Source organism: Parabacteroides massiliensis (assembly GCF_900155425.1).
Lineage (GTDB): Bacteria > Bacteroidota > Bacteroidia > Bacteroidales > Tannerellaceae > Parabacteroides > Parabacteroides massiliensis.
In genome coordinates this window covers 1,141,230-1,162,747 of record NZ_LT700189.1, presented here as the reverse complement: position 1 = coordinate 1,162,747, position 21,518 = coordinate 1,141,230, and the positions used below count along the sequence as shown (strand labels likewise).

At 48.0% G+C, this 21,518-nt stretch carries 19 protein-coding genes; 18 read left to right on the top strand and 1 reads right to left on the bottom strand.

The window, feature by feature from the left end; all coding sequences use genetic code 11:
• Positions 1-106: 106 nt before the first annotated feature.
• From BQ9893_RS04965 to BQ9893_RS04935, 7 genes are all read left to right on the top strand, one after another.
• A complete protein-coding gene (locus tag BQ9893_RS04965; RefSeq protein ID WP_075965420.1) occupies positions 107-1,255 on the top strand; it encodes an OmpA family protein in 1,149 nt (382 codons plus the stop codon).
• Between the two features lie 99 nt (positions 1,256-1,354).
• Entirely contained in the window at positions 1,355-2,752 is a 1,398-nt protein-coding gene (locus tag BQ9893_RS04960) for an undecaprenyl-phosphate glucose phosphotransferase (RefSeq protein ID WP_075964997.1), read from the top strand.
• 68 nt (positions 2,753-2,820) lie between these two features.
• Complete coding sequence (ruvX, locus tag BQ9893_RS04955) at positions 2,821-3,243, top strand: Holliday junction resolvase RuvX (protein ID WP_075964996.1); 423 nt, start codon at positions 2,821-2,823, stop codon at positions 3,241-3,243.
• A gap of 5 nt (positions 3,244-3,248) precedes the next feature.
• Positions 3,249-3,806, top strand: a complete 558-nt coding sequence (gene def / locus BQ9893_RS04950; protein ID WP_075964995.1) for a peptide deformylase — start codon at positions 3,249-3,251, stop codon at positions 3,804-3,806.
• Positions 3,807-3,830: 24 nt separating this feature from the next.
• The gene (locus BQ9893_RS04945) at positions 3,831-5,378 is read left to right on the top strand and encodes an acyl-CoA carboxylase subunit beta (protein WP_075964994.1); all 1,548 of its coding nucleotides are present in this window, start codon (positions 3,831-3,833) and stop codon (positions 5,376-5,378) included.
• A 24-nt stretch (positions 5,379-5,402) separates the two neighbouring features.
• Positions 5,403-5,735 (top strand): acyl-CoA carboxylase biotin carboxyl carrier protein subunit, encoded by a 333-nt coding sequence (locus tag BQ9893_RS04940; RefSeq protein ID WP_075964993.1) that lies wholly within the window; start codon positions 5,403-5,405, stop codon positions 5,733-5,735.
• 137 nt (positions 5,736-5,872) lie between these two features.
• Positions 5,873-7,993 carry a tetratricopeptide repeat protein gene (locus BQ9893_RS04935; RefSeq protein WP_075964992.1) on the top strand — a complete coding sequence of 707 codons (2,121 nt, stop codon included), beginning with the start codon at positions 5,873-5,875 and terminating at the stop codon, positions 7,991-7,993.
• 89 nt (positions 7,994-8,082) lie between these two features.
• On the opposite strand, the gene BQ9893_RS04930 is transcribed toward BQ9893_RS04935, so the two are convergent.
• Complete coding sequence (locus BQ9893_RS04930; RefSeq protein WP_075964991.1) at positions 8,083-8,295, bottom strand: hypothetical protein; 213 nt, start codon at positions 8,293-8,295, stop codon at positions 8,083-8,085.
• A 475-nt stretch (positions 8,296-8,770) separates the two neighbouring features.
• Between BQ9893_RS04930 and BQ9893_RS04925 the strand changes: the two genes are divergently transcribed.
• From BQ9893_RS04925 to BQ9893_RS04875, 11 genes are all read left to right on the top strand, one after another.
• Positions 8,771-9,409, top strand: coding sequence for a FadR/GntR family transcriptional regulator (locus tag BQ9893_RS04925; RefSeq protein WP_244155057.1), 639 nt, complete (start codon positions 8,771-8,773; stop codon positions 9,407-9,409).
• 19 nt (positions 9,410-9,428) lie between these two features.
• A complete protein-coding gene (locus BQ9893_RS04920) occupies positions 9,429-9,935 on the top strand; it encodes an HD domain-containing protein (RefSeq protein WP_075964990.1) in 507 nt (168 codons plus the stop codon).
• 5 nt (positions 9,936-9,940) lie between these two features.
• Positions 9,941-10,462, top strand: a complete 522-nt coding sequence (locus BQ9893_RS04915; protein WP_208610802.1) for a methylated-DNA--[protein]-cysteine S-methyltransferase — start codon at positions 9,941-9,943, stop codon at positions 10,460-10,462.
• A gap of 1,034 nt (positions 10,463-11,496) precedes the next feature.
• Positions 11,497-12,741, top strand: a complete 1,245-nt coding sequence (locus BQ9893_RS04910; protein WP_075964988.1) for a tyrosine-type recombinase/integrase — start codon at positions 11,497-11,499, stop codon at positions 12,739-12,741.
• A gap of 267 nt (positions 12,742-13,008) precedes the next feature.
• Positions 13,009-13,443, top strand: coding sequence for an RrF2 family transcriptional regulator (locus tag BQ9893_RS04905; protein WP_075964987.1), 435 nt, complete (start codon positions 13,009-13,011; stop codon positions 13,441-13,443).
• Positions 13,444-13,533: 90 nt separating this feature from the next.
• Entirely contained in the window at positions 13,534-14,844 is a 1,311-nt protein-coding gene (locus BQ9893_RS04900; protein WP_075964986.1) for a DUF3575 domain-containing protein, read from the top strand.
• Positions 14,841-15,821: a DUF5119 domain-containing protein gene (locus BQ9893_RS04895; protein WP_081415365.1), complete on the top strand. Its 981-nt coding sequence runs from the start codon at positions 14,841-14,843 to the stop codon at positions 15,819-15,821. Before BQ9893_RS04900 ends, BQ9893_RS04895 begins: the two co-directional genes overlap by 4 nt.
• Positions 15,822-15,861: 40 nt before the next feature.
• Complete coding sequence (locus BQ9893_RS04890; RefSeq protein ID WP_075964985.1) at positions 15,862-17,028, top strand: fimbrillin family protein; 1,167 nt, start codon at positions 15,862-15,864, stop codon at positions 17,026-17,028.
• A 75-nt stretch (positions 17,029-17,103) separates the two neighbouring features.
• Complete coding sequence (locus tag BQ9893_RS04885; protein ID WP_075964984.1) at positions 17,104-18,225, top strand: fimbrillin family protein; 1,122 nt, start codon at positions 17,104-17,106, stop codon at positions 18,223-18,225.
• A gap of 159 nt (positions 18,226-18,384) precedes the next feature.
• Complete coding sequence (locus BQ9893_RS04880; protein ID WP_075964983.1) at positions 18,385-19,482, top strand: fimbrillin family protein; 1,098 nt, start codon at positions 18,385-18,387, stop codon at positions 19,480-19,482.
• Positions 19,483-19,521: 39 nt separating this feature from the next.
• Positions 19,522-21,495, top strand: a complete 1,974-nt coding sequence (locus BQ9893_RS04875) for a fimbrillin family protein (protein WP_244155056.1) — start codon at positions 19,522-19,524, stop codon at positions 21,493-21,495.
• Positions 21,496-21,518 lie beyond the last annotated feature (23 nt).

Sequence of the window (21,518 nt, the reverse complement as noted above, 5' to 3'; positions counted from 1 at the left end):
AAACTTTTATTGTTTTTATTTGTTATAATTGGAAAAAGAGTTAATTTTGCAATATATTTGAGCAAGATTAGAGGTAATTGATTGTTTAATTAAAATGTTGATGAATATGAAGACTAAAGTATTACTTTTAGCTTTGTTGTCAGGTTTTGTTTTCTCTGTTTCTGCGCAGGAATTTAAACCGCAGGTTGGATTTAGTAACGAGGCGGGTTATAAAACAAACTTCAAAAAGAACAAAGCTGGCGACAACTGGTTTATTTCTATTGCCGGTGGTGCAAGTGTTTTATTTGGTGACCAGAACAGTGAAGCCGATTTTAAAAATCGTTTGAATTTCGCTCCTCAGTTCTCTGTCGGTAAATGGTTCAATCCGTATTTGGCTCTGCGTCTCCAGTTGAACGGTGGTGTGTTGCACGGTTTTGAAAACACAGGCGCTACATTTATGCAGCACAATAAATATGCAGCCGCTCATGCCGATTTGTTGTGGGATGTAACGAATTTCTGGGCTCCTTATAATGAAAAGAAAGTATTCCGTTTGATTCCTTGGATCGGTCTTGGTTACGCACAGCGTTTCAAAAACTCCGATGATAACAGAGGTATTCCAAGAACAGAATCTCCGACGGTTAACTTCGGTATCTTGACTGCATTCCGTTTGAGCAAACGTGTGGATTTGAACGTTGAAGTTCAGGGTTCATTGCTGAACGAACAGTTTAACCGTGTTGCTATGTACCACCTGACTGACGGTATCGGCCAGTTGAGCGCAGGTTTGACTTTCAAACTGGGTAAGACTGATTTCGAAGTGTTGGAACCGATGGACTACGCTTTGTTGAACGACCTGAACGGCCAGATCAACGCTTTGCGTGCTGAAAACGACGAATTGAGCAAACGTCCGGTTTCTTGTCCTGAATGCGAAGAAGTCGTAACTAACGTTGTTAACAACTATGTAGACAATGTGGTATACTTCCGTATCAATAGCGCTAAGATCGACAAGAACCAGCAGGTTAGCATCTATAATACTGCACAGTTCATGAAAGATAACAATGTGCCTATCAAGGTTATCGGTTATGCTGATAAGAAAACTGGTACAGGTTCTTACAATATGCAGCTTTCTGAAAAACGTGCAAGAGCCGTTGCTAAAGAATTGATCGACAAATACGGTATCTCTTCCAGCCAGATCACAATCGAATGGAAGGGTTCTGATGTTCAGCCGTACAGCGAAAACAACTGGAACCGTGTTGTTATCATGTCTGCAAATAATTAATTAATTTCTGATTATATTCCGAAGGGCTGCACATAATCTGTGCAGCCTTTTTTTTGCTCGGAAATATTGCTTATTTTTGCATGATTTTAGAGCGTTGTTATGGAGTTAAATAAAAAACATGGTTATCTTATTCAATGGTTGATAGGCGTTGGGGATCTGATCGTTCTGAATCTTCTTTTCTTTCTTGTCTACTATGGATTGAATAATTTATATACATCAGCTATCACTGAGAATTTGCGTGAGGTGGTGCTTTTGTTGAATTTCTGTTATTTTTTCTCCCTCTATTTTGTCCCTTTGCAGTTGCATCTGTCCATTGTCTTTATCGACAAAATTGTGCAAAGGGCTTTCCTGTTGGTTACGATCATGTTTTTCCTGTTTGCCACGTGCCTGATTTTTCTGAATGTCGGGGATGTGCTGGCGACTTTCCTGTTGATTTATTATGTCGTTACGATTGTTATATTTTCGTTGTGGCGTGTTATTGTACGCGTAACTTTGAAGATGTATCGCCGGAAAGGATATAACTTCAAGAAGATAGTGATTGTCGGAGCCGGGAAGAACGGGATGGAACTGTATAAGGTGATGAAGGACGATCTGTCCTACGGTTTCAATATCTTAGGGTTCTTTGATGATAACCTGTCCTTGAAATCTGTCCTCCCGAATTATTTGGGTATGACAAATGAAGTGGAAGACTTTGTGTTGGCAAATGATGTGGATGAAATTTACTGTACCTTGCCTGGTACGAACGATGAAAAGATCGTCCGTCTGCTGAATTTTGCGGAGAAGCACATGATCCGTTTCTATATCGTGCCGGAATTTTATCGGAACTTGAAGAAGAGTCTTGTGATGGAGGTCTTGGAGTCCATTCCTTTGATGACTGTCCGCCGCGAACCTTTGCAGGCAGCCTATAACCGGGCGTTGAAGCGTACGTTCGATATTCTTTTTTCTACCATAATTCTGGTGACGATATTCCCGATATTGTATGTCGTGGTCGGTATCATGATCAAGCTGAGCTCCCCGGGGCCTATTTTGTTCAAGCAAAAAAGAACGGGACTGTACGGGCAGGATTTCAGGTGCTATAAGTTTCGCACGATGAAAGTCAATGCACAGGCTGATTCCCTGCAGGCGGTGAAAAACGACCCGCGTAAAACGAAGGTCGGAGATTTTCTTCGTCGGACGAACCTGGATGAATTTCCCCAATTTATTAATGTGTTGAGAGGAGAAATGTCTGTCGTAGGGCCGCGTCCCCATATGCTGAAGCATACCGAGCAATACTCTGCGCTAATCGACAAGTACATGGTTCGCCATCTGGTCAAACCGGGTGTGACAGGTTGGGCACAGGTAACAGGCTACAGAGGAGAAACAAAAACATTGGAACAGATGGAAGGCCGTGTGAAACGAGATGTCTGGTATATCGAGAACTGGTCTTTCTTCCTGGATCTTAAGATTATAGTCGTGACGGTTCTCAATATGTTCAAAGGAGAAAAGAACGCATACTAAGTATAAAATTGCACACTTTTTGTATATATGTGTAATTAAGAGTTGAATTTATGTTATCTTTGTGCCCGATGGGAAGGATTATAGCAATTGATTATGGTCGGAAACGTACCGGATTGGCAGTTACGGATACGTTGCAGATGATAGCAAACGGACTGACAACCGTTCCGAGTGGCGAACTCGTGAAGTTTCTGGCGGACTACGTCTCGCGCGAACCTGTCGAGCGTTTTGTAGTCGGCCTTCCGAAACAGATGAACAACGAACCTTCAGAAAATATGAAATATGTGGAAGCTTTTGTTACACACTTGAAACGGACGCTTCCGGATATTCCGGTGGAATATTACGATGAACGATTTACTTCCGTTTTGGCGCATAAGGCAATGTTGGACGGAGGATTGAAGAAAAAGAAAAGGCAGGATAAAGGATTGGTGGATGAGATCAGTGCGGTTATTATCTTGCAGTCATATTTGGAAAATAAGAAATATCAGTTATAAAAGTTATGATTTTGCCAGTATATTTATATGGACAGCCTGTGTTAAGAAAAGAGGCTGAAGAAGTTCCGATGGATTACCCGGAGTTGAAACAATTGGTAGCCAATATGTTTGAGACGATGTACAATGCCGATGGCGTAGGGCTGGCTGCTCCGCAGGTCGGTTTGTCATTACGCCTTTTGGTAATCGATGCCGACGTGATGGGAGATGATTTCCCCGAATGTAAAGGATTCAAGCGTGCGATGATCAATCCTGTTTTCCTTGAAAAAAGCGAAGAAGAAGTTTCGATGGAAGAAGGTTGCCTGAGTCTGCCGGGGGTACATGAGAAAGTGTCCCGTTCGGCAAAAGTGCGCGTGAAATACCTGGATGAAGATTGGAAAGAACATGAAGAAACGGTAGAAGGATTTGCCGCCCGTGTCGTACAGCATGAGTGCGAACATCTGGAAGGCCATGTTTTTATCGACAATATTTCCGGGATCCGCCGTCAGTTGAATAAAAGCAAATTAAATAGTATTATTAAAGGAACAGCCCGTTGCTCCTATAAAGCAAAAGCGGTTGGTAAGTAATAAGAACTCTATTAACTAATCAGTATGACAGATTTAAGTAAAAACATTCAGGCCCTCAGGGAAAAGAAAGCCGTCGTTGAGATGGGTGGAGGCGAAGCCGCCATCGAAAAGCAGATCGCGATGGGTAAATTGACAGCCCGTGATCGTATTCTATCCTTGTTGGACAAGAATTCTTTCCACGAATATGACCTGTTCGTGAAGCACGATGGTCGTGATTTCGGTATGGATAAGAAAGATTTACCCGGTGATGGTGTTGTTACAGGTACAGGTACGATCTTTGGTGCTCCGGTTTGTATCTATGCGCAGGACTTTACGGTTGCCGGTGGTTCGCTGGGCTTGCAGCATGCACGTAAGATCACGAAGATCATGGATCATGCTTTGAAAATGAAATGTCCGATTATTGGAATCAACGACTCGGGCGGTGCGCGTATCCAGGAAGGTGTAGGCGCATTGGCAGGGTATGGTGAAATATTCTATCGCAATACAATTGCTTCCGGTGTTATTCCTCAGATTTCTTTGATTCTGGGACCTTGTGCCGGTGGAGCCGTATATTCTCCGGCTTTGACGGACTTCGTGTTTGTCGTAGAAAACATCTCCAAGATGTTTATTACAGGTCCTAACGTGATCAAGACCGTGTTGGGCGAAGATATCTCTATGGAAGACCTGGGAGGTGCACGCGTCCATGCTGAAACAACCGGTAACGCTCATTTCTATGCTCAGAGCGAACAGGAATGTTTCGAGCAGGTTAAACGTCTGGTCAGCTTTATCCCGTGGAATAACCGGGAACGTGCAAAAATGGCAGAACCGAAGGAACCTGCTGCGATCATGAACATCGAAGAAGTAGTTCCCGCAGATCCGAAGCAACCGTATGATGTACGTAACGTTATCAAATGTATCGTGGATGATTCCGACTTCTTGGAGGTACAGGAACTGTGGGCAGCCAACATTGTGATCGGTTTCGGCCGTATGGGAGGTGAAACAGTCGGTTTCGTAGCCAACCAGCCGATGGTATTGGCCGGTGTGCTGGATTGTGACAGTGCCGATAAGGCTGCACGTTTTATCCGTTTCTGCGATTCTTTCAATATTCCGATTATCACGTTGGAGGATATGCCGGGCTATTTGCCGGGTGTCGACCAGGAACATGCCGGTGTGATCCGCCACGGTGCAAAAGTGCTGTATGCTTATTCCGAAGCGACCGTACCCAAGATCACGGTTATCCTGCGTAAGGCCTATGGCGGCGGTTATATCGCCATGAACTCACGCCACCTGGGTGCGGACTTTATGTTTGCATGGCCGAGTGCGGAAATTGCGGTAATGGGACCGGAAGGAGCTGCCAATATCATCTTCCGTAAGGAGATCATGGAAGCAGAAGACCAAAACGCAATGCGCCAGGAAAAGGTAAAGGAATATATCGAGAAATTCGCAAATCCTTACGTGGCTGCGTCCAAAGGATTCATCGATTCTGTTATCGAGCCGAAAGAAACACGTTCCTTGTTGCTTCACGCGCTTAAACTTTCTGTATTGAAAGAGGAATACAGGCCGGCTAAGAAGCACGGATTGCCTCCGTTCTAATTAACGCTGTAAAAACTTTTGGATATGGAAAAGAAAGAGAAAGAGAACGAATATGTGGATTTTGTAGTAACGGCTCGCAAATATAAAACGACGCTGACTGCAAAATATAAGAACCGCAAAATGTGGCATAAGCCCTTTGTCGGTGATGTGATTTCTCATCTTCCCGGGACGATCGTTAAAGTGGAAGTGCAAAAAGGCCAGGAAGTCGAAGCCGGCCAGTTGCTACTGATCCATCAGGCGATGAAGATGTACAACCGGGTGGTTGCACCCGTGGCAGGTACGATTGTCGAACTGGGAGTGAAGGAAGGTGATAAGATACCCAAAGATCATTTGATGGTTAAGATTCAGCCGAAGTAAATAGCTGAAGCAAATAAATATAGAAAGCTTTCACACTGTTTTGCAGTCTGTGAAAGCTTTTTTTATAGATTGGTTTTAACGGCTAAGATTATTTACTTACTTTTGCGACTGATCAATGTTGAATATTTTTATAATAGATGAAGAAAGCGATTCTTTTATTTATATTCCAGCTGTGTTCGTTGGCCATGTTTGCACAGATCAATACGGACCGTGTATTGACTATCGGACGCAATGCTTTGTATTTTGAGGACTATGTTCTTTCTATACAATATTTTAATCAGGTTATCAAATCGAAACCTTGGTTGGCTGAACCGTATTTCTACCGTGCTGTGGCAAAAATCAATCTGGACGATTATAAAGGAGCAGAAGAAGACTGTACGCTTTGTCTTGAGCGAAACCCTTTCCTTGTGCAGGCATATTACGCGCGTGGTATTGCCCGTCAGAGCCAGGAGAAGTTTGACGAAGCAATAGCTGATTACAAAAAAGGGTTGGAATTTAAGGCGGAAGACCGTCAGATGCTGGTGAACATGGCGGTTGCCAATATCCAGAAGAAAGATTTTAATGAAGCAGAAAAAGTTTTTGACGACCTGATGGCGGCCCACCCCAAATATTCCATGAACTATCTGACGCGTGGTGCGATGTACACCGAGAAGGGAGATACGGTCAAGGCGCTTGCCGATTATGATAAGGCGATCAGCATGGATCCCTATTATGCTCCTGCTTATGGAAACCGGGCGATCCTGCTTTACCAAATGAACAACTTGAAAGATGCGCTTGCCGATCTGAACGAGGCTATCCGTCTGAATACCCGCGAGAGCGGTTATTATATCAATAGAGGCTTGGTGCGCTATCAGTTGAAGGACTTGCGTGGCGCTATGGCGGATTACGACCAGGTAGTCGGCATGGATAGCCACAACCTGATTGCACGCTTTAACCGGGGATTGCTTCGGGCCCAGATCGGTGATAATAACCGGGCTATCGAAGACTTCGATGTTGTGATCGAGATCGAACCGGATAACTATATGGCTTATTACAACCGGGCGTTGTTGCGCTACGAAACGGGTGATTATCAGGGAGCCGTACATGATTTTGATGTCGTGTTGCAGCAGTATCCGAACTTTGTCGCCGGTTATTACAGCCGTGCGGAGGTGAAGCGGAAAATGCATGACGAAGTGGGAGCCGATCGTGACTACTGGACTGCCTATAATATGGAACAGCAAAAGAAGAATGGAAACTCTTCGGGTAATGCGGTCGCTTCCCGGAATGGGAACAACGCTGGTACGCAATCGGCTGATCCGACATCTAAAGATGAAAATACGCGTGAGCAGTCGGATAAGAATATCGATAAGTTCAACCGCCTTGTCGTGTATGATGAAGAAGAGGTACGCAAGACGAAGTATAACAGTGAAATTCGCGGACGGGTGCAGGACCGCAACGTACGTGTGGATTTGGAACCGATGTTTGTCCTGACCTATTACGAAAAAATAGATCAAGTAAAGAAGTTGGTTTATTATGATAAGATGGTGGAAGATTACAATGCCCGCCTGGTATTGGAACGTAAGTTGCGTCTCACAAACGAGGAGGCAGCCCTCACGGAAGATCAGGTTGCCACACATTTCGCCTCTATCGATAACTTCTCGGCTCATATCGTGAAGAATCCGAACGATGTGGATGCTTATTTCGGGCGAGCTTTGGATTTTATGCTTGTGCAGGACTTTACCGAAGCGATAAAGGACTATACGAAGGTGATCGAACTGGACCCGAATTTTGCAATGGCCTATTTCAATCGAGCCGTCGTCCGCTATAAGCAACTTGACTATAATATGTCGCAAGCCGCCAATTCTCAAGATGATTTTGCTATGAGCATGAACCTTAAGATGGGCAAGAATCCGGCGGTTGTTCGTACGCCGGCGACATCCGATCCGACTTCCGCATCCTTGAAAGATAATAAGCGGGCTTACGAGCATGAAATGATTACGCGTGATTACGACATGGTAATCAAATTGAATCCGGGTTTCGTATATGCTTATTTCAATCGTGGAAACCTGCGTTGTGCGCAACGTGATTTCCGTGCAGCCATCCAGGACTACAGTGAGGCGATCCAACGCGATCCGGAATTTGCCGAGGCTTATTTCAACCGTGGATTGGCTCGTCTTTCGCAAGGAGATGCCAACCGGGGAATCGCCGATCTGAGCAAAGCCGGAGAGTTGGGTATCATCAATGCTTATAGCATCATCAAGCGTATGACAAGCAATTGACGTCGGTAAGCCCTTCCCCCCCCCCTTATTGTAAAAAACATCTTGAAAACGGCCTGAAATCCCTTCACGAGCGGATCCGCAAACAATTTTTACGGATCCCAAATAAGGTCTTGGAAAGGCTCTTTTCCATGAGGTGCGCGGTTTTTTCTCCTGACGACCGTCTTCATTGCCATGACGACCGTTTTCATATAAGGTGAACCCTGCAGTTCACGGCAACGAAGACGGTCGTTATGGCGGTGAAGACGGTCGTTGCGGAAACGGAATGCCGGAATCCTTGAGAATACCCTCAAATACTTTTCCATATTCCCTTACTCTCCCCCTTGTTTCTCTGAATATCCGATTCTACAGAAGTTAGGCTTTGCAGAAATGTCAGGAACTCCGGTAAAAAGATTGACAAACGGCAAGCTTTTTTCATAATCCAAGCAGGCTGTTTATATGTGCGTCACGAAAAGTACCGTTCCGGTGTATAAAAGTCAATCTGAAAACGTCCGGTTTTTCATTTGAAATAGAAAAAATAGGGGATATTGTAGAAAATGAAGGAAAAATTGAATATCACGTTGACCGAATGGGAGAAGGAGTGTGGTGCAGAGCTTGCAGAAAATCTTTGGCGTCCCGTTTTGAAGGTTTTCAACGACAAGCAATATGCATAAGCCTTTTTCCAGTGATGGCCGGGATAATATTAAATGTTGCAAACTTATTCGTAATAACAGCATAATATTGTTACTTTTGCTTCATATTCATCGGATGATATTACGAATAATCATAAAGCAAAAGAACATGATGCAAAAAAAATCGCTTGCCGATGAAGTCGTGGAGCATATAAGGAAACAGATAGAAGTCGGTGAGTTGAATGAGGAAGAGAAATTGCCAACAGAACCCGAACTGATGAAATTGTTCGGTGTGGGACGTTCTACCATTAGAGAAGCTGTAAAGACCCTTTCCAATATGGGATATTTAAGTGTACAACAAGGACGTGGAACTTTTGTGAAAAGTACTATTCCCAAAGACCAATCGTTTGAAGAAAGGATAAAGCGTGCTGACATACAGGGACTCAAAGAGGTGCGCAATATCCTCGACATGCCTTTGTCTGCTATAGCGGCACAACGGAGAACCCCCAATGATATTGAGAAAATCAGGAAATGTGCGCAAAATCGCGAGAAAGTCGCTGTGAACGGTGACTTGGAAGGCTGCATCAAGGCTGACGTTCTATTCCATGTGTCTGTGGCAGAAGCTACGCACAATACGATTCTTGCGGAAATGTATCGAAGCATTGCCTTGTCCCAGCCATTGCATGACAAGTTGGTCAAGTTCATCAGTGAGGGGAACGTGAAGAGTGCGGCTCGCATAGGCGAATCGTTTTGGGGTATATTCGTAATGCGGCGCAACAAATTGTGTCTGGCAAGTTTGAGATATTAAAAATTTAAATAGTAAGCAAATGAACATACAACTCGCCCAACTGATGAGGGCAATGATAAACTATGATAGTGGGGACGTGCCACGCATACAACATTTTGTGAAAGTACACGACTTTGCTGCAACCATTGGTATATCAGAAAACTTGGATGAAGAAACGCAACTTATCCTTGAAGCTGCTGCCATACTACACGACATAGGCATTCATCTTGCGGAAGTCAAGTATGGAAATTGTAACGGAAAGGCACAAGAGGAACTGGGACCAAATGAAGCCCGTAAATTGTTGACGGAAGTTGGTGGCTTTACAGAAGCTCAGACAGAACGTATCTGCTGGCTTATCGGGCATCATCACACATATGACAATGTGAAAACAGCAGACCATCGCATACTTCTTGAAGCAGATTTCCTTGTCAATTCTTTTGAGGACAATCTGGATGTAAAAGGCATCATGGCTTTTAGGAAAAGAGTGTTCCGCTCTACTTATGCCATTGATATATTGGACAAAATGTGGAAAATCGAAAAAGCATGAAAGAAATGTACAAGAAGAATATAGTCAAGACAAAACGTTACGAATCTCCATGTGGCACATTGTTGTTAGGTTCGTTCAACGACAAGCTCTGCCTGTGCGACTGGCAAGTGGAGAAACACCGTGACCATGTGGATAAAAGATTGAAACGTGTGTTACAAGCAGATTTTGAAGATAGCTCATCTGCTGTAATCGAAAAGGCGATTGTGTTGCTTGATGAGTTTTTTGCTGGGAAGCGCAAGAAATTTGACTTACCATTATTATTCGTAGGTACGAATTTTCAGAAAAAGGTGTGGAATGAACTGTTGAAAATACCTTATGGAAAGACGGTTTCCTATGGAGAGATGGCATCTCGAATAGGTATGCCAAGGGCTGTTCGTGCAGTAGCCAATGCCAATGGAGCTAATGCCATCTCGATTTTTGTCCCTTGTCATAGGGTGATTGGGAGTGACGGCTCGCTTACCGGGTATGGCGGTGGACTTGCAGCCAAGAAAAAACTATTGGATTTAGAAACAGCTTTCTTGGAATAGTCAAGAAGTTACCGTAGCAGCATAAAATCTTATAAACAATCCAAATAAAGGCAGAGAGTACCCCTAAATACGCTCTGCCTTTACCAACTATATTCCTCGCTTTTTATACGAAAAAATGAGGAAATAATTTAATTATTTGATATTCAAGACTGAAAGAGAATAAAATTCAGTAACAGGTAGCTATTTAGTAGCAGTGCACGTTTCGCTGCATTGCCTTGCTCTGCACTGATAACGGGACAAAGATAGGAAATTTGACTGAAAAGTGGAAAAGTATAGGGCTTTTTTAGGCTCTTGACTGATAAAAAACAGGGGCATGGAACGAGATTTTTGAATCGGTGCAAAAAAGTGGTGATTTTGCTCCGATTTTTCGTCTTGCTAAATAATTGATAAATAATCTGTTGACATTTGGTGCAAGGTGCACGTATCTATATAGATATACGTGCACCTTGCACCAACGTTTTATATGTGGTCAGAAAAAGGCTTTTCCTGTGCCGTACTATTGGGTTGTAAACAGGTTGAAATTAGTGTTTGTGCAATTTTATCTTGGTCGTTCTTCTGAAAATGCAATTGTGCTGATGTTCCCTTTTGGTATCTCGTTTGATACCGCTCATTGTTTGGTGGTAGTGGTATTGTAGAAATTAGCACATAAGCATAACATTCAAGTAAACTTGATGTTCTGCGATTCAGTAATTCAGCAAATTTTCATGGTGTTCTATTACAGTATCTTTGCTAATAGAAAAGAATTCTATTGATGGAGTATAAAATCCATCCTTAACAAAATCATCAAAGATGAATGGAAATTAATGGCTAAATATCAGCCTATATTCTTGCAATCAGGATCGTGATTTTACTTTCCTGACAGGAAACCGTTAATTTTCTTTAAATAACTTGCCACCTCCCAGTTGCATCATGACCGTAAAATCATGGAATGCGGCTATCGCCACATCAGTGCTGTTAAATGTTAAATATCCCAATTATCCAAAATCCTTTTCCTTCTTTACCATTATAATGTAGTAAACTAAAAACAAGGAATAATGATGGATAGGAAAAAGAAAACGTTACTTTCTCCATTGTTGGATCGGACACTGGAAGCATTGAAAGGACAACGTAGCGTGCAAACGTTGGAGAACTACCACAGTAGTATAAATAAGGTAAAGGAATTTGTGGGGGATGGATGGGAACATCTGACGGTAGAAGACATCACAAGAGGTTGGACGGACAGATTCACCACATGGCTGGAAAGCCGCCACGCCGACAAACCTCAGACCGTGGACTTTTACCTTCGCACGTTCCGTGCGTTGTACAGTCATTCACTTGCACTTTCAGACAATAAAACGGACGGGAAACCTTTCGGCGGACATCACGGCGGGAGCAGCTTCCCCGCCAAACGTGCGCTCCGGAAAGAAGAGGTGCAGCGTCTGCTCTCTCCGGCCTTGCGGCAGACACTGCCGGAGAACCGGCGTGAGGCATTGGACGTATTGCTGTTCATCCTTTACGCCCGCGGAATGGTATTCAAGGATGTATACAACCTGACCCGCCGTATGGTGACGGACCGGCATATCCGTTACCTGCGCAGCAAGACCGGCGTGCCCATCGACGTGGAGGTTGTGCCTGAACTGGAAGAAATCATGAAACGGTATTATCGAGAAGATTCTCCTTTCGTTTTCCCTTTCCTACACAAGACAAGAAAAGGGTGTTGCGGGGAGGAACTCTCTGAGGAATCCGCCCTGCGGCGGATCAACCGTTCCATGCACGAGATTGGCAGAAAGACGGGACTCTCCGTGCCGCTCACCACCTACGTATTGCGCCACACATGGGCGACACTGATGCTGGAGGACAGCCAACCGGTTGAACTTATCAGCCAGTGCATGGGACACACTTCGATACGCACCACGCAAATCTACCTTTCGCGCATCAGCAGCCATAAGGTTGACACCGCTGTGAACGGCATGTACGACCGGATGCTGCGGCAGCCCAAACATAAAAGAAAGGAAAGGGACATCCCGTCCGGATGCTGCCGAAAAACCGAATCCCTTGCATCGCAACTTTTGGAAAACAGAAACACACAGCCGCATATTTCCCAAACTCCCGAAAACAAAAAATGTCCCTTTCTTAATGAGAAAGAGACATCCTTTTCGTGTCACATGAACACCGTAATAAATTTCGTTGCAAAAGTATATATTTCACAGGTTTGCTGCAAATTTTCTTCCGCTTTTTTCTCCGTTTTACCCGACATTTCTTTCTACCTTCCTTTCCTCTATTATTTCCACGCAAGGTGAAATACCTTTTCAACCGCCTGTATCACAGAATTATACAAATCAATTTTCCATAATGTCTCTTTCTCATTAAGAAAGGGACACGCGTCAAGGGGCATTATAATGTATGGAAAAGCGAAAATTAAACGGGTGACATTCCCATTTCTTTTTCCATTTCAAATACAGTTAATCACCGTATTTGCCGTACAGTTCGCAAATGCAAAGGCACTGGAAAGAAAGCATAAGGAGACGATAGAAAATGAAACGAATGACAGAGGAAAGGGGTGAGATATGTTGACGAACCCCACGCGATACGGGCTGATCGCCTGCCGCTACCTTGTATGGGGCTGGCACAACGGCGTATGGCTCAACGCACCCGAGATAGCGGAGCGTTACCGGATGAACGTGCGTGCCCTCTCTCCGGCGTTGCGGCGGCTGGTGCTGGCAGGCATCCTGCGCTCGCAGTGCGGAGGGACGAGGCCGGGTTTCATGCTCAGCCGCCCACCGGAGGAGGTGACGATGCTGGAAGTGGTGCGCGCGCTGGAAGGGAACTTCCGCATGGACTGCTGCCGCACGGTGCTTTCAAGCGTCCGGTGCTCATGCGAGACGGAATGCTGCCTGGTCTGCGGGGTATTCCGCGACATGCTGGACGAACTGCGGCGGAGACTTTCGGATGTGTCGCTCGAGGAGCACGCCGCAACGGAAGAATTTTCGGGGGGGGTATAAAGCCTTGCAAACCAATAATATAGCGTACTATTCCGGAATATTCCAGCGATAACGCATGAGATAAAGACAACTAAAATTAAAAAATACGATATGAGAAAAAGATTCATTCCGTCCCTGTTGCTGGCGACGCTGCTCGCCGGAAGCGCGCAGGCGGCCACCGTGTCGGACAGCCTCCGCACCACGGTGTACTACCGCACCGCGAGCGCACGGCTGGAGCTACCGTACATGGACAACGCCCGCCACCTGTCGGCACTGGGGGACAGCATCCGCGCTTTGGAAGCCGACCCTGCGGCTGTGCTCAGGCGTATCCGTATCCAGTCGTCGGCATCGCCCGAGGGGAACAGCAAGTTTAATAAGGAGCTCGCCAGAAAACGCGGCGAGGAACTACGCGACTATCTGAAAGGGAACCTCTCGCTTCCCGACAGCATCTTCACGCTCCAGTCGCTGGGCGAGGGCTGGGACGAGCTGGCAGAGAAACTCGCCCGCACCGACGTTCCTTGGCGCGACAAGGCACTGGCCATCATCCGCGACACGCCCGAATGGGTGGTTCGCGAGGGCAAGGTGGTCGACGGCCGCAAGCGCCAGCTCATGAACCTTTCCGGCGGACGCGCGTGGCAATATATGATGGAGAACCTCTTCGACAGCCTGCGCAGCGGCGCACTCGTGGTGTGCGAGGTGGAACGCATGGAACAGGTGAAACCTGAACCCGAACCCACGTCCGCCGAAGTGAGACAGGCAACCGACATGACAGCCGATAACACTGAAGAAACCCCGTCGACAGAGCCCGAATCCACCGCCACCTTATATAACAAGGAGGACGAGACGGTTCCGCAGGACAACACGGAAGTAGGAAACGGCGGGAAGCCGTTCTTCATGGCTGTAAAGACGAACCTGCTCTACGACGCGGCACTCGTTCCGAACGTGGGACTGGAGTTCTACCTCGGGAAAGGCTGGAGCGTCTGCGGCGATTGGATGTATGCATGGTGGAGCAAGGATGCCAAGCACCGCTACTGGCGCGTGTACGGCGGCGAGCTGGAAGTGCGCAAGTACTTCGGTCGCAAGGCTGCCGAAAAACCGTTGCAGGGACACCACCTCGGCGTGTACGCCCAAGGGCTGACCTACGACTTCGAGACGGGCGGCAAAGGCTACCTGAGCGACTTCGGCTACGGCGTGGGCGTGGAATACGGCTACTCGCTGCCTGTCGCCAAGCGTCTTAACATCGACTTCGGCCTCGGTGTCGGTTACGGCGGTGGCAAGTACAAAGTATACGATCCGGAGGACGGCTGCTATGTATACAAGGAAACGAAGAAACGCCGCTGGTTCGGCCCGACGAAGGCGGAAATCTCGCTCGTCTGGCTGCTGGGACACGGCAACGAGAACAAGAAAGGAGGAACGAAATGACACATATACGGATATACAAGGAATTGCGCAAGGCAATCGCGGGATGTCTGGCGGTGATGCTGCTTCCCCTGCTTGCGGCCTGCGAGCACAAGGACCTGTGCTACGACCATCCGCACTCGGCGAACGTGGAGGTCGTGTTCGACTGGACGGAAGCCCCCGACGCGCACCCTGCCACGATGAGCCTCTACCTCTATCCGGAGGACGGCTCCGAACCTATGCGCTACGAGTTCACCAAGCACGAGGGCGGCACCATCATCGTCCCGGAGGGTATGTATGACGCCCTCTGCGTGAACAGCGACAAGGAGACGCACCGCATCCAAAACAAGGAGCGCATGGAGACGTTTCAAGTGACCACCGGAGACACCCGTTCGCTTCGCGGCGCACTGGCCACCCGGTCGGAGACGGCCCCGCTGGCACGGGGCGCGGAAGAGGAGCGCAGCGTGATGGAACCCGAGGCCCTCTGGAGTGACCATGCCGAGCGGTTGGACATCGGTCCGGCGAGCGGCGTGAAGCGGATCGTCCTGACCCCGAAGCCACGGGTGAACACTTGTACGGTGGAGGTCAGAAACGTGGAGAACCTGCGTCACGTGAGTGCACTTAGCGCGTCCGTGACGGGTATGGCGGGCGGCTGGCTGGCAGGAATCGACGAGTTGACAACCGAGAAAGTGACCATCCCGTTCGAGGTACACGCCAATGAGGAGAAGACGCAGTTGTCGGGCAGTTTGAGCTTCTTCGGCCATTGTCCGAAAGAAACCGGCACGCACAAGCTGATGATCTATGCGCTGATTTCGGACGGCAACACCTACTACTTCGAGGCGGACGTGACAGACCAGCTGCACGACCCGGCACAGGACCCGACGCATATAGTCATCGTGATCGACAAGTTGCCGCTTCCGAAACCGGTGTCTGGTGGTGGAGGATTGCAGCCTACCGTGAAGGATTGGGAAGAAGTGCACATCAGCTTACCGATGAGCTAAGCAGAGAACAAGTGGAACAGAAAAGTAAAAATACAAGTATATGAACAAATCGATTTATATATGTGCGGCTGCCGCGATGATGCTGGCTTCATGCTCCAACGACGAGGTCGTGGAACAGGCGCAGGAGAACGCCATCAGCTTCCGCAGCATGATGGGTGCGAATACCCGTGGCGTGGTGGCTGACGTTAGTAATTTGAATACCCTCTGCGTGACGGCCTATCAAGGAACAAGCCTGTACTTTGACAATGTCATATTCCAAAAGGACGGTACGGGCTTCTTCAACTCTGCCAAGCCTTATTATTGGCCGGAAACCGGCGAATTGACTTTCACCGTACTTTCAGGCAACTGGAGCGGCACGCGTGATTTCACCGGCTCAACGAATCAATGGATGCACGATGTCGCCATAGCGGACGGGATAGCCGAGCAGCAGGATATGACTTATGTCAGCAATGTGAGAGGCACGAAAGCCGACTACGGAAAAGTGGGCGTACCGCTGGAGATGAAGCACGCGCTTACACAAATCCAAATTAGTGCCAAAAATGAAAACAGCAACTATGTGTACAAGGTGAAAGGTGTCCGCATATACAGCGCGTTGGGAGGAGGTGATTTTGATTTCAAAAATGAAGAATGGCATGCAAATGGGACATACATGTGTTATGAGACCACTTATGATACGCCGATAGATTTAACGGAAACTGTCCAATCCATTATGGGAAAAGCAGGCAATGCCATTGTGTTGCCTTATATAGTGGAGGCTTGGGACGGAAAGCAATCATCCGGAGATAGTTTTGAGATACCATTATCTTTAAATCCGGCAGATCAAAATGCCGTCGTAGGTTCTTACATATCCGTTTTGGTAAATATCCAGATGAAGTTAGGAGCGACTGTTTATCCCGATAAGGTTGGCGGTTATGCATGGGCTGCCATACCAGTATCATTTGAATGGGAAAAGGGCAAGAAATATGTTTATACGCTCGACTTCACCAATGGTGCCGGAAAAGTTGACCCCATGGATCCGGGAACTGACTGGGATGCAAGCAAAGACCCTGCCAAGGCAGACCCCATCTTAGGTGGCCTGATACGCTTCGGTGTGACGGTCAGCGAGTGGGGCACTGATGACAAGAACGTGGACCTGAAAGACTCGGAAAAGTTTAATGTCACGGTGGACGGCTGGACGGACGAGACGAAAGATGCTCCCCTGAAATGAATCTGAAAAGTTATACAAAAGGTTATCAATCAATTATTTTTTTAATTATTCATTTTAAATTTTATTTTTTCAATTATGAACAAAATGATTTATTTGTGCGCAGCGGCTGCTTTGACGCTGGCATCATGTTCAAACGACGAGACTGTGGAAGTGGCACAGCAGAAAGGCATCAGTTTCCGTGCCGTAACAGGACTGAACACACGTGCTTCTGAAGTGACAACGGCAAACCTGAGTGAAATTCAGGTAACAGCCTTTTGGGATGCGAACAACAACAAGTACGACGGTTTTACTAATGGTGAGGTTCTTTATAAAAAGGACAGCAATGGCGATTTTAATTCCGCCATTCCTGTATACTGGCCAGGAAAAGACCAGGAAAATGAGAAGTTGAGCTTCACCGCTTTCTCCAATAACTGGACAGGAAATAAAACTATCACGGACAAGAATACCATCAGCGTGGGTAGTGTCGAGATTAACACAGATGTGGACCAGCAAGCGGACATGGTATACGTTACAGGTGCAACAGGAACCAAAGTAGCCAACGAAACTGCCGGCGTTCCATTGGTATTGGGACACGCCCTTTCCCAGATCCAAATCTCTGCAAAGAGCGACAATACGGTCTACACATACCAAGTGAAAGGTATCCGTATTTCAAACGTTGACGGAGAGGCCGACTTCGATGTCGTTACCGATAAGTGGAGCAACAACGGTGCAAACGACCAAGTTTACAATGTGACTTACGACAATGCGATAACCTTGAATGGTACCGCTCAAACAATCATGAAAGCCGAAGGCAACAACCTCATGCTGCTTCCGCAGGCTGGTGTAGACGGTACTGGCACAACTACGGCTTGGGATGTTGAAAACGACCAGACAAATACCCAAAAAGGTACATACATCTCTGTATTGTTGAAAATCAAGAAAGGCACTGAAAACGTTTTCCCTGCTGAAGGTGATGACACTTACGGTTGGGCTGCCGTTCCCGCCTCATTCACTTGGGTAAAGGGCAATAAGTATGTCTATACTTTGGACTTCACCAACGGTGCAGGACGTGTTGACCCTGTAACTCCGGGACCGGATGTTAAGCCACAACCGGACGGAAAAGACCCAAAACCGGGAGATAAGATCTTGGGTGACCCGATCAAGTTCACCGTTACGGTTACTCCTTGGAATCCCCAAGAGAACAACATCGGCATGTAATCCGACATCCGTATAATCAAAAATCAATAACCAAACCGCGCTTCCGCCCGGCGACCGTCCGCACACACGGTCAAGGCAGGAAGCGCACCCTTAGGCCGGGCGAGGTTGAATGTCCTTTTCCGGTCACACTGAATAGACAATTTAAAATAAAGAATAACTATGGCAAATAAAGCGATTCATGTATTGGCGGCAGCGGCCTTGATCCTTGCCTCGTGCTCCAACGACGACACGGTGCAGGTAGCTTCGGGGAAAGGCATCCGTTTCCGCACGACGGTGGGCATGAACACCCGCGCCCTCCCTGCCGACCTTGCCGGGCTGAAAGCTGCCGGTTTCAGCGTGTCGGCGTTCGCCACGGCCGGCAACGAGGAGAAGTACGGGTTCCGGAACCTGCTGTTCACGCACGAGGACGGCACGGAGAACGACTGGACGTCCGACCCCGTGAAATATTGGCCTGACGACGGCAGCGAGTTGCGCTTCGTGGCATCCTGTCCCGAAGCCACGGCTTGGGGTGGCACCTACGAGGGCGAAAATCCCGGCGAGCTGAAAGTGACCGGCTTCAGTCCGGCAGCGGACATCGCCGGACAAAAAGACCTGCTGGCCGGCTACGCCTCGGGCAGCAGGAACAATGCCGCCAAGACGGAGATAGAGTTGCGCCACGTGCTCACGCAGGTGGAGGTGCGTGCTAAGAGTTCGAACAATACCTACCGCTACGACGTGAAGGCGGTGCGCATCGGTTCCGTCCGCTCCACGGGCGACTATACGTTCCCTTCAGCGATAAATACCGATGGCAGCTGGACGCTGAAAGACGGCAGCTACGCTTCCTATACCACGAAGAACTTAAAAGAGCCTGTACGCCTTACGGCGGATGCCACATCACTCATGGGCGATGGCGGTACGGCGATGCTCCTTCCGCAACGGCTCACGGCATGGAACGTGGAGAACGACAAGGCGAACACGGGGAACGGTGCCTATGTCGCCCTACTGCTGAAGATAACCACCGCCACGGGCAGGCAGGTCTACCCCTACGCGGAGGGCGAATACGGCTGGGCGGCCGTGCCCGTCGGAGGCCATGCGGAGAGCAGGAAGAACCTCTGGCAGCCGGGCGACAAGTTTGTCTACACGCTCGACTTGAGTAACGGTGCAGGGGTAATGCCCCCGGACAGCCCCGATCCCGGTGAACCGGTGCTGGGACAGCCCATCCGCTTCACGGTTACGGTGAATAACTGGGTGATTCGCCAGCAGGACGTGAACCTGTAAGACAGAAAACGAATTACGAATAATAAACGAATGACAGATATGAACTACAAGAACAAACTGATGGGCTTGTCGCTCATCCTATTGGCGGCGTTCTCCGCCTGTACGGACGATGTGGAGAACGGAGGCCGTGACTCGGGTACGGGCGACCACCGCATCACCTTTGCCGTGGGCACGGAATCCCCCGATGCCCGGACACGGGCGGACGGCAGCCTTCCGGGTGCCGCCGAATCATACGAGACCAATTCCGTGGAGATGCAGGGCAAGCTGGACGGAAAAACCGTCTACCTCACCGCCGAAGTCTCCGACGGCTTCCCGGGCGACGGTCAGCCCTTGACACGCGGCACGCAGGTGACGGGGGTCGCACAGGTGGATGAATTTAGTGTGTCGGCTGCTATTTTAGATGCCAACGTTTTTGAACCCGAGACGTTGGATGTGATGTACAACGTGAAGGTGACGAAAGACAACGCCGCTTCCACATGGAGTACAGAAACGCCGTACTATTGGCCTACCGGCAAGAAACTGACTTTTTTCGCTTGGTATCCTTACAACTCGAAGAACCTGACCATCCCGAAAGACAACAATGTCAAGGATACGAAGCTGTTCTACGAGATACCCGAACAGGTAGCCGACCAAGAGGACTTTATGATGGCCAACAGCTATGACGTGAGCGAGACATCGAGCGTGCCGATTTGGTTCAGACATATGCTCACGGCGGTGAAGTTCAAGACGGGCAACAACATCCCTGCCTGCACCGTCAAGTCCATCGCTTTGAAAAAAGTGAAATACAAAGGCTATCATAACTGGCAAGCACATGGCAGCGGTATATTACCTTGGAATCCGGATGCTGACACCCGAGACTTCACCTTGGACTTTCCCAATGGAAAGAAGGTTTCCGAGAATACCGAGACCGAACTCACGGGAGAGGGCGAGACCTTTTTCATGATGCCGCAGACGTTCGGTGATGACAGCGAAGCCCGTTTGGAGGTGACGTTGGAGATGAACGGCACGGAACAGACCATCGGTGCCAAGCTGAAGGACCTTACCAATGGTTATTTCTCAGGTTGGAGTCCGACAACAACGGTTACATATAATATCTCGCTCGACCAGAATGTCGAGTTGGAATTGAACAAGGACGTCTTCGTGGCTTCGGGTGCCGACGCCGTGATTTACGTGAAGAGCAACTGTGACTGGGAGTGTACGATGAGCGACCCGAACGGCATCACGGGAACGGCCGCACCGGCCTTGTGCAAGCCGACGCTGAAAGGTAGCACCAGCGGAGTGCAGTCGGACAGTTTCGATAATGAAAAAGCGAAACTCACCCTTGAAACCATCCAACCGACCGACACTGAGACGCGCAAGGGCAAGATGAAGCTCACGTTTACGTTCCCTTCCAAACCGGGAAAGACGGTGGAGAAAGAGGTGACGCTGACTTCCAGTCTGATGGTGGAATATCCGACAGGAAGTGACATCTGGTACAAAGTGACCAAAGGAACCATAACCGGAGAAAAGTTGGTGACAACCGATATTCCGGCCATACCCGACAATGCCGACTTTGCCACGGCCATAGCCAAGGTGGCAGGTGCCGATGTGACGTATAGCCGCGAACTGGTGGCTACCAGGGTGCTCAATGACGATGATGCCACCCAGTGTTTGACCAAGTTCGCTATCCGTAGAGCCAAGGCTGACGGTTCGACGACGACGGTAACATTCTCCGTAATTACTTTGGAGCGTCAGGATGGCTCATTGACTTTCGATGAAAAGAACTTCATGACATGGGGTGACATTTATTATCCGATAGGCAGCACATGGGTGGTAAACAAAGACAACTTCAACGTGACGACGGATACCGAAGACTTAGGGAAAAAGTCTGTTTGGGAAAGTATTGCTGCGCCCTCGTGGTCATATAACCAAGCTAACTTTTCGTTTATGGACCAAGTGTATATGATGCCGGGCTATCGTACCATGCAGAATACCAACTTGACCATCTACTCCATCGAAAAGGTATCGAATTGAGAAACAGGCAAGAACAATAACAG

Coding starts and splice junctions, on each gene's coding strand:
- BQ9893_RS04965 (WP_075965420.1), top strand. CDS start 107: ATGAAGACTAAAGTATTACTTTTAGCTTTGTTGTCAGGTTTTGTTTTC.
- BQ9893_RS04960 (WP_075964997.1), top strand. CDS start 1,355: ATGGAGTTAAATAAAAAACATGGTTATCTTATTCAATGGTTGATAGGC.
- ruvX (WP_075964996.1), top strand. CDS start 2,821: ATGGGAAGGATTATAGCAATTGATTATGGTCGGAAACGTACCGGATTG.
- def (WP_075964995.1), top strand. CDS start 3,249: ATGATTTTGCCAGTATATTTATATGGACAGCCTGTGTTAAGAAAAGAG.
- BQ9893_RS04945 (WP_075964994.1), top strand. CDS start 3,831: ATGACAGATTTAAGTAAAAACATTCAGGCCCTCAGGGAAAAGAAAGCC.
- BQ9893_RS04940 (WP_075964993.1), top strand. CDS start 5,403: ATGGAAAAGAAAGAGAAAGAGAACGAATATGTGGATTTTGTAGTAACG.
- BQ9893_RS04935 (WP_075964992.1), top strand. CDS start 5,873: ATGAAGAAAGCGATTCTTTTATTTATATTCCAGCTGTGTTCGTTGGCC.
- BQ9893_RS04930 (WP_075964991.1), bottom strand. CDS start 8,295: ATGGAAAAGTATTTGAGGGTATTCTCAAGGATTCCGGCATTCCGTTTC.
- BQ9893_RS04925 (WP_244155057.1), top strand. CDS start 8,771: ATGATGCAAAAAAAATCGCTTGCCGATGAAGTCGTGGAGCATATAAGG.
- BQ9893_RS04920 (WP_075964990.1), top strand. CDS start 9,429: ATGAACATACAACTCGCCCAACTGATGAGGGCAATGATAAACTATGAT.
- BQ9893_RS04915 (WP_208610802.1), top strand. CDS start 9,941: ATGTACAAGAAGAATATAGTCAAGACAAAACGTTACGAATCTCCATGT.
- BQ9893_RS04910 (WP_075964988.1), top strand. CDS start 11,497: ATGATGGATAGGAAAAAGAAAACGTTACTTTCTCCATTGTTGGATCGG.
- BQ9893_RS04905 (WP_075964987.1), top strand. CDS start 13,009: ATGTTGACGAACCCCACGCGATACGGGCTGATCGCCTGCCGCTACCTT.
- BQ9893_RS04900 (WP_075964986.1), top strand. CDS start 13,534: ATGAGAAAAAGATTCATTCCGTCCCTGTTGCTGGCGACGCTGCTCGCC.
- BQ9893_RS04895 (WP_081415365.1), top strand. CDS start 14,841: ATGACACATATACGGATATACAAGGAATTGCGCAAGGCAATCGCGGGA.
- BQ9893_RS04890 (WP_075964985.1), top strand. CDS start 15,862: ATGAACAAATCGATTTATATATGTGCGGCTGCCGCGATGATGCTGGCT.
- BQ9893_RS04885 (WP_075964984.1), top strand. CDS start 17,104: ATGAACAAAATGATTTATTTGTGCGCAGCGGCTGCTTTGACGCTGGCA.
- BQ9893_RS04880 (WP_075964983.1), top strand. CDS start 18,385: ATGGCAAATAAAGCGATTCATGTATTGGCGGCAGCGGCCTTGATCCTT.
- BQ9893_RS04875 (WP_244155056.1), top strand. CDS start 19,522: ATGAACTACAAGAACAAACTGATGGGCTTGTCGCTCATCCTATTGGCG.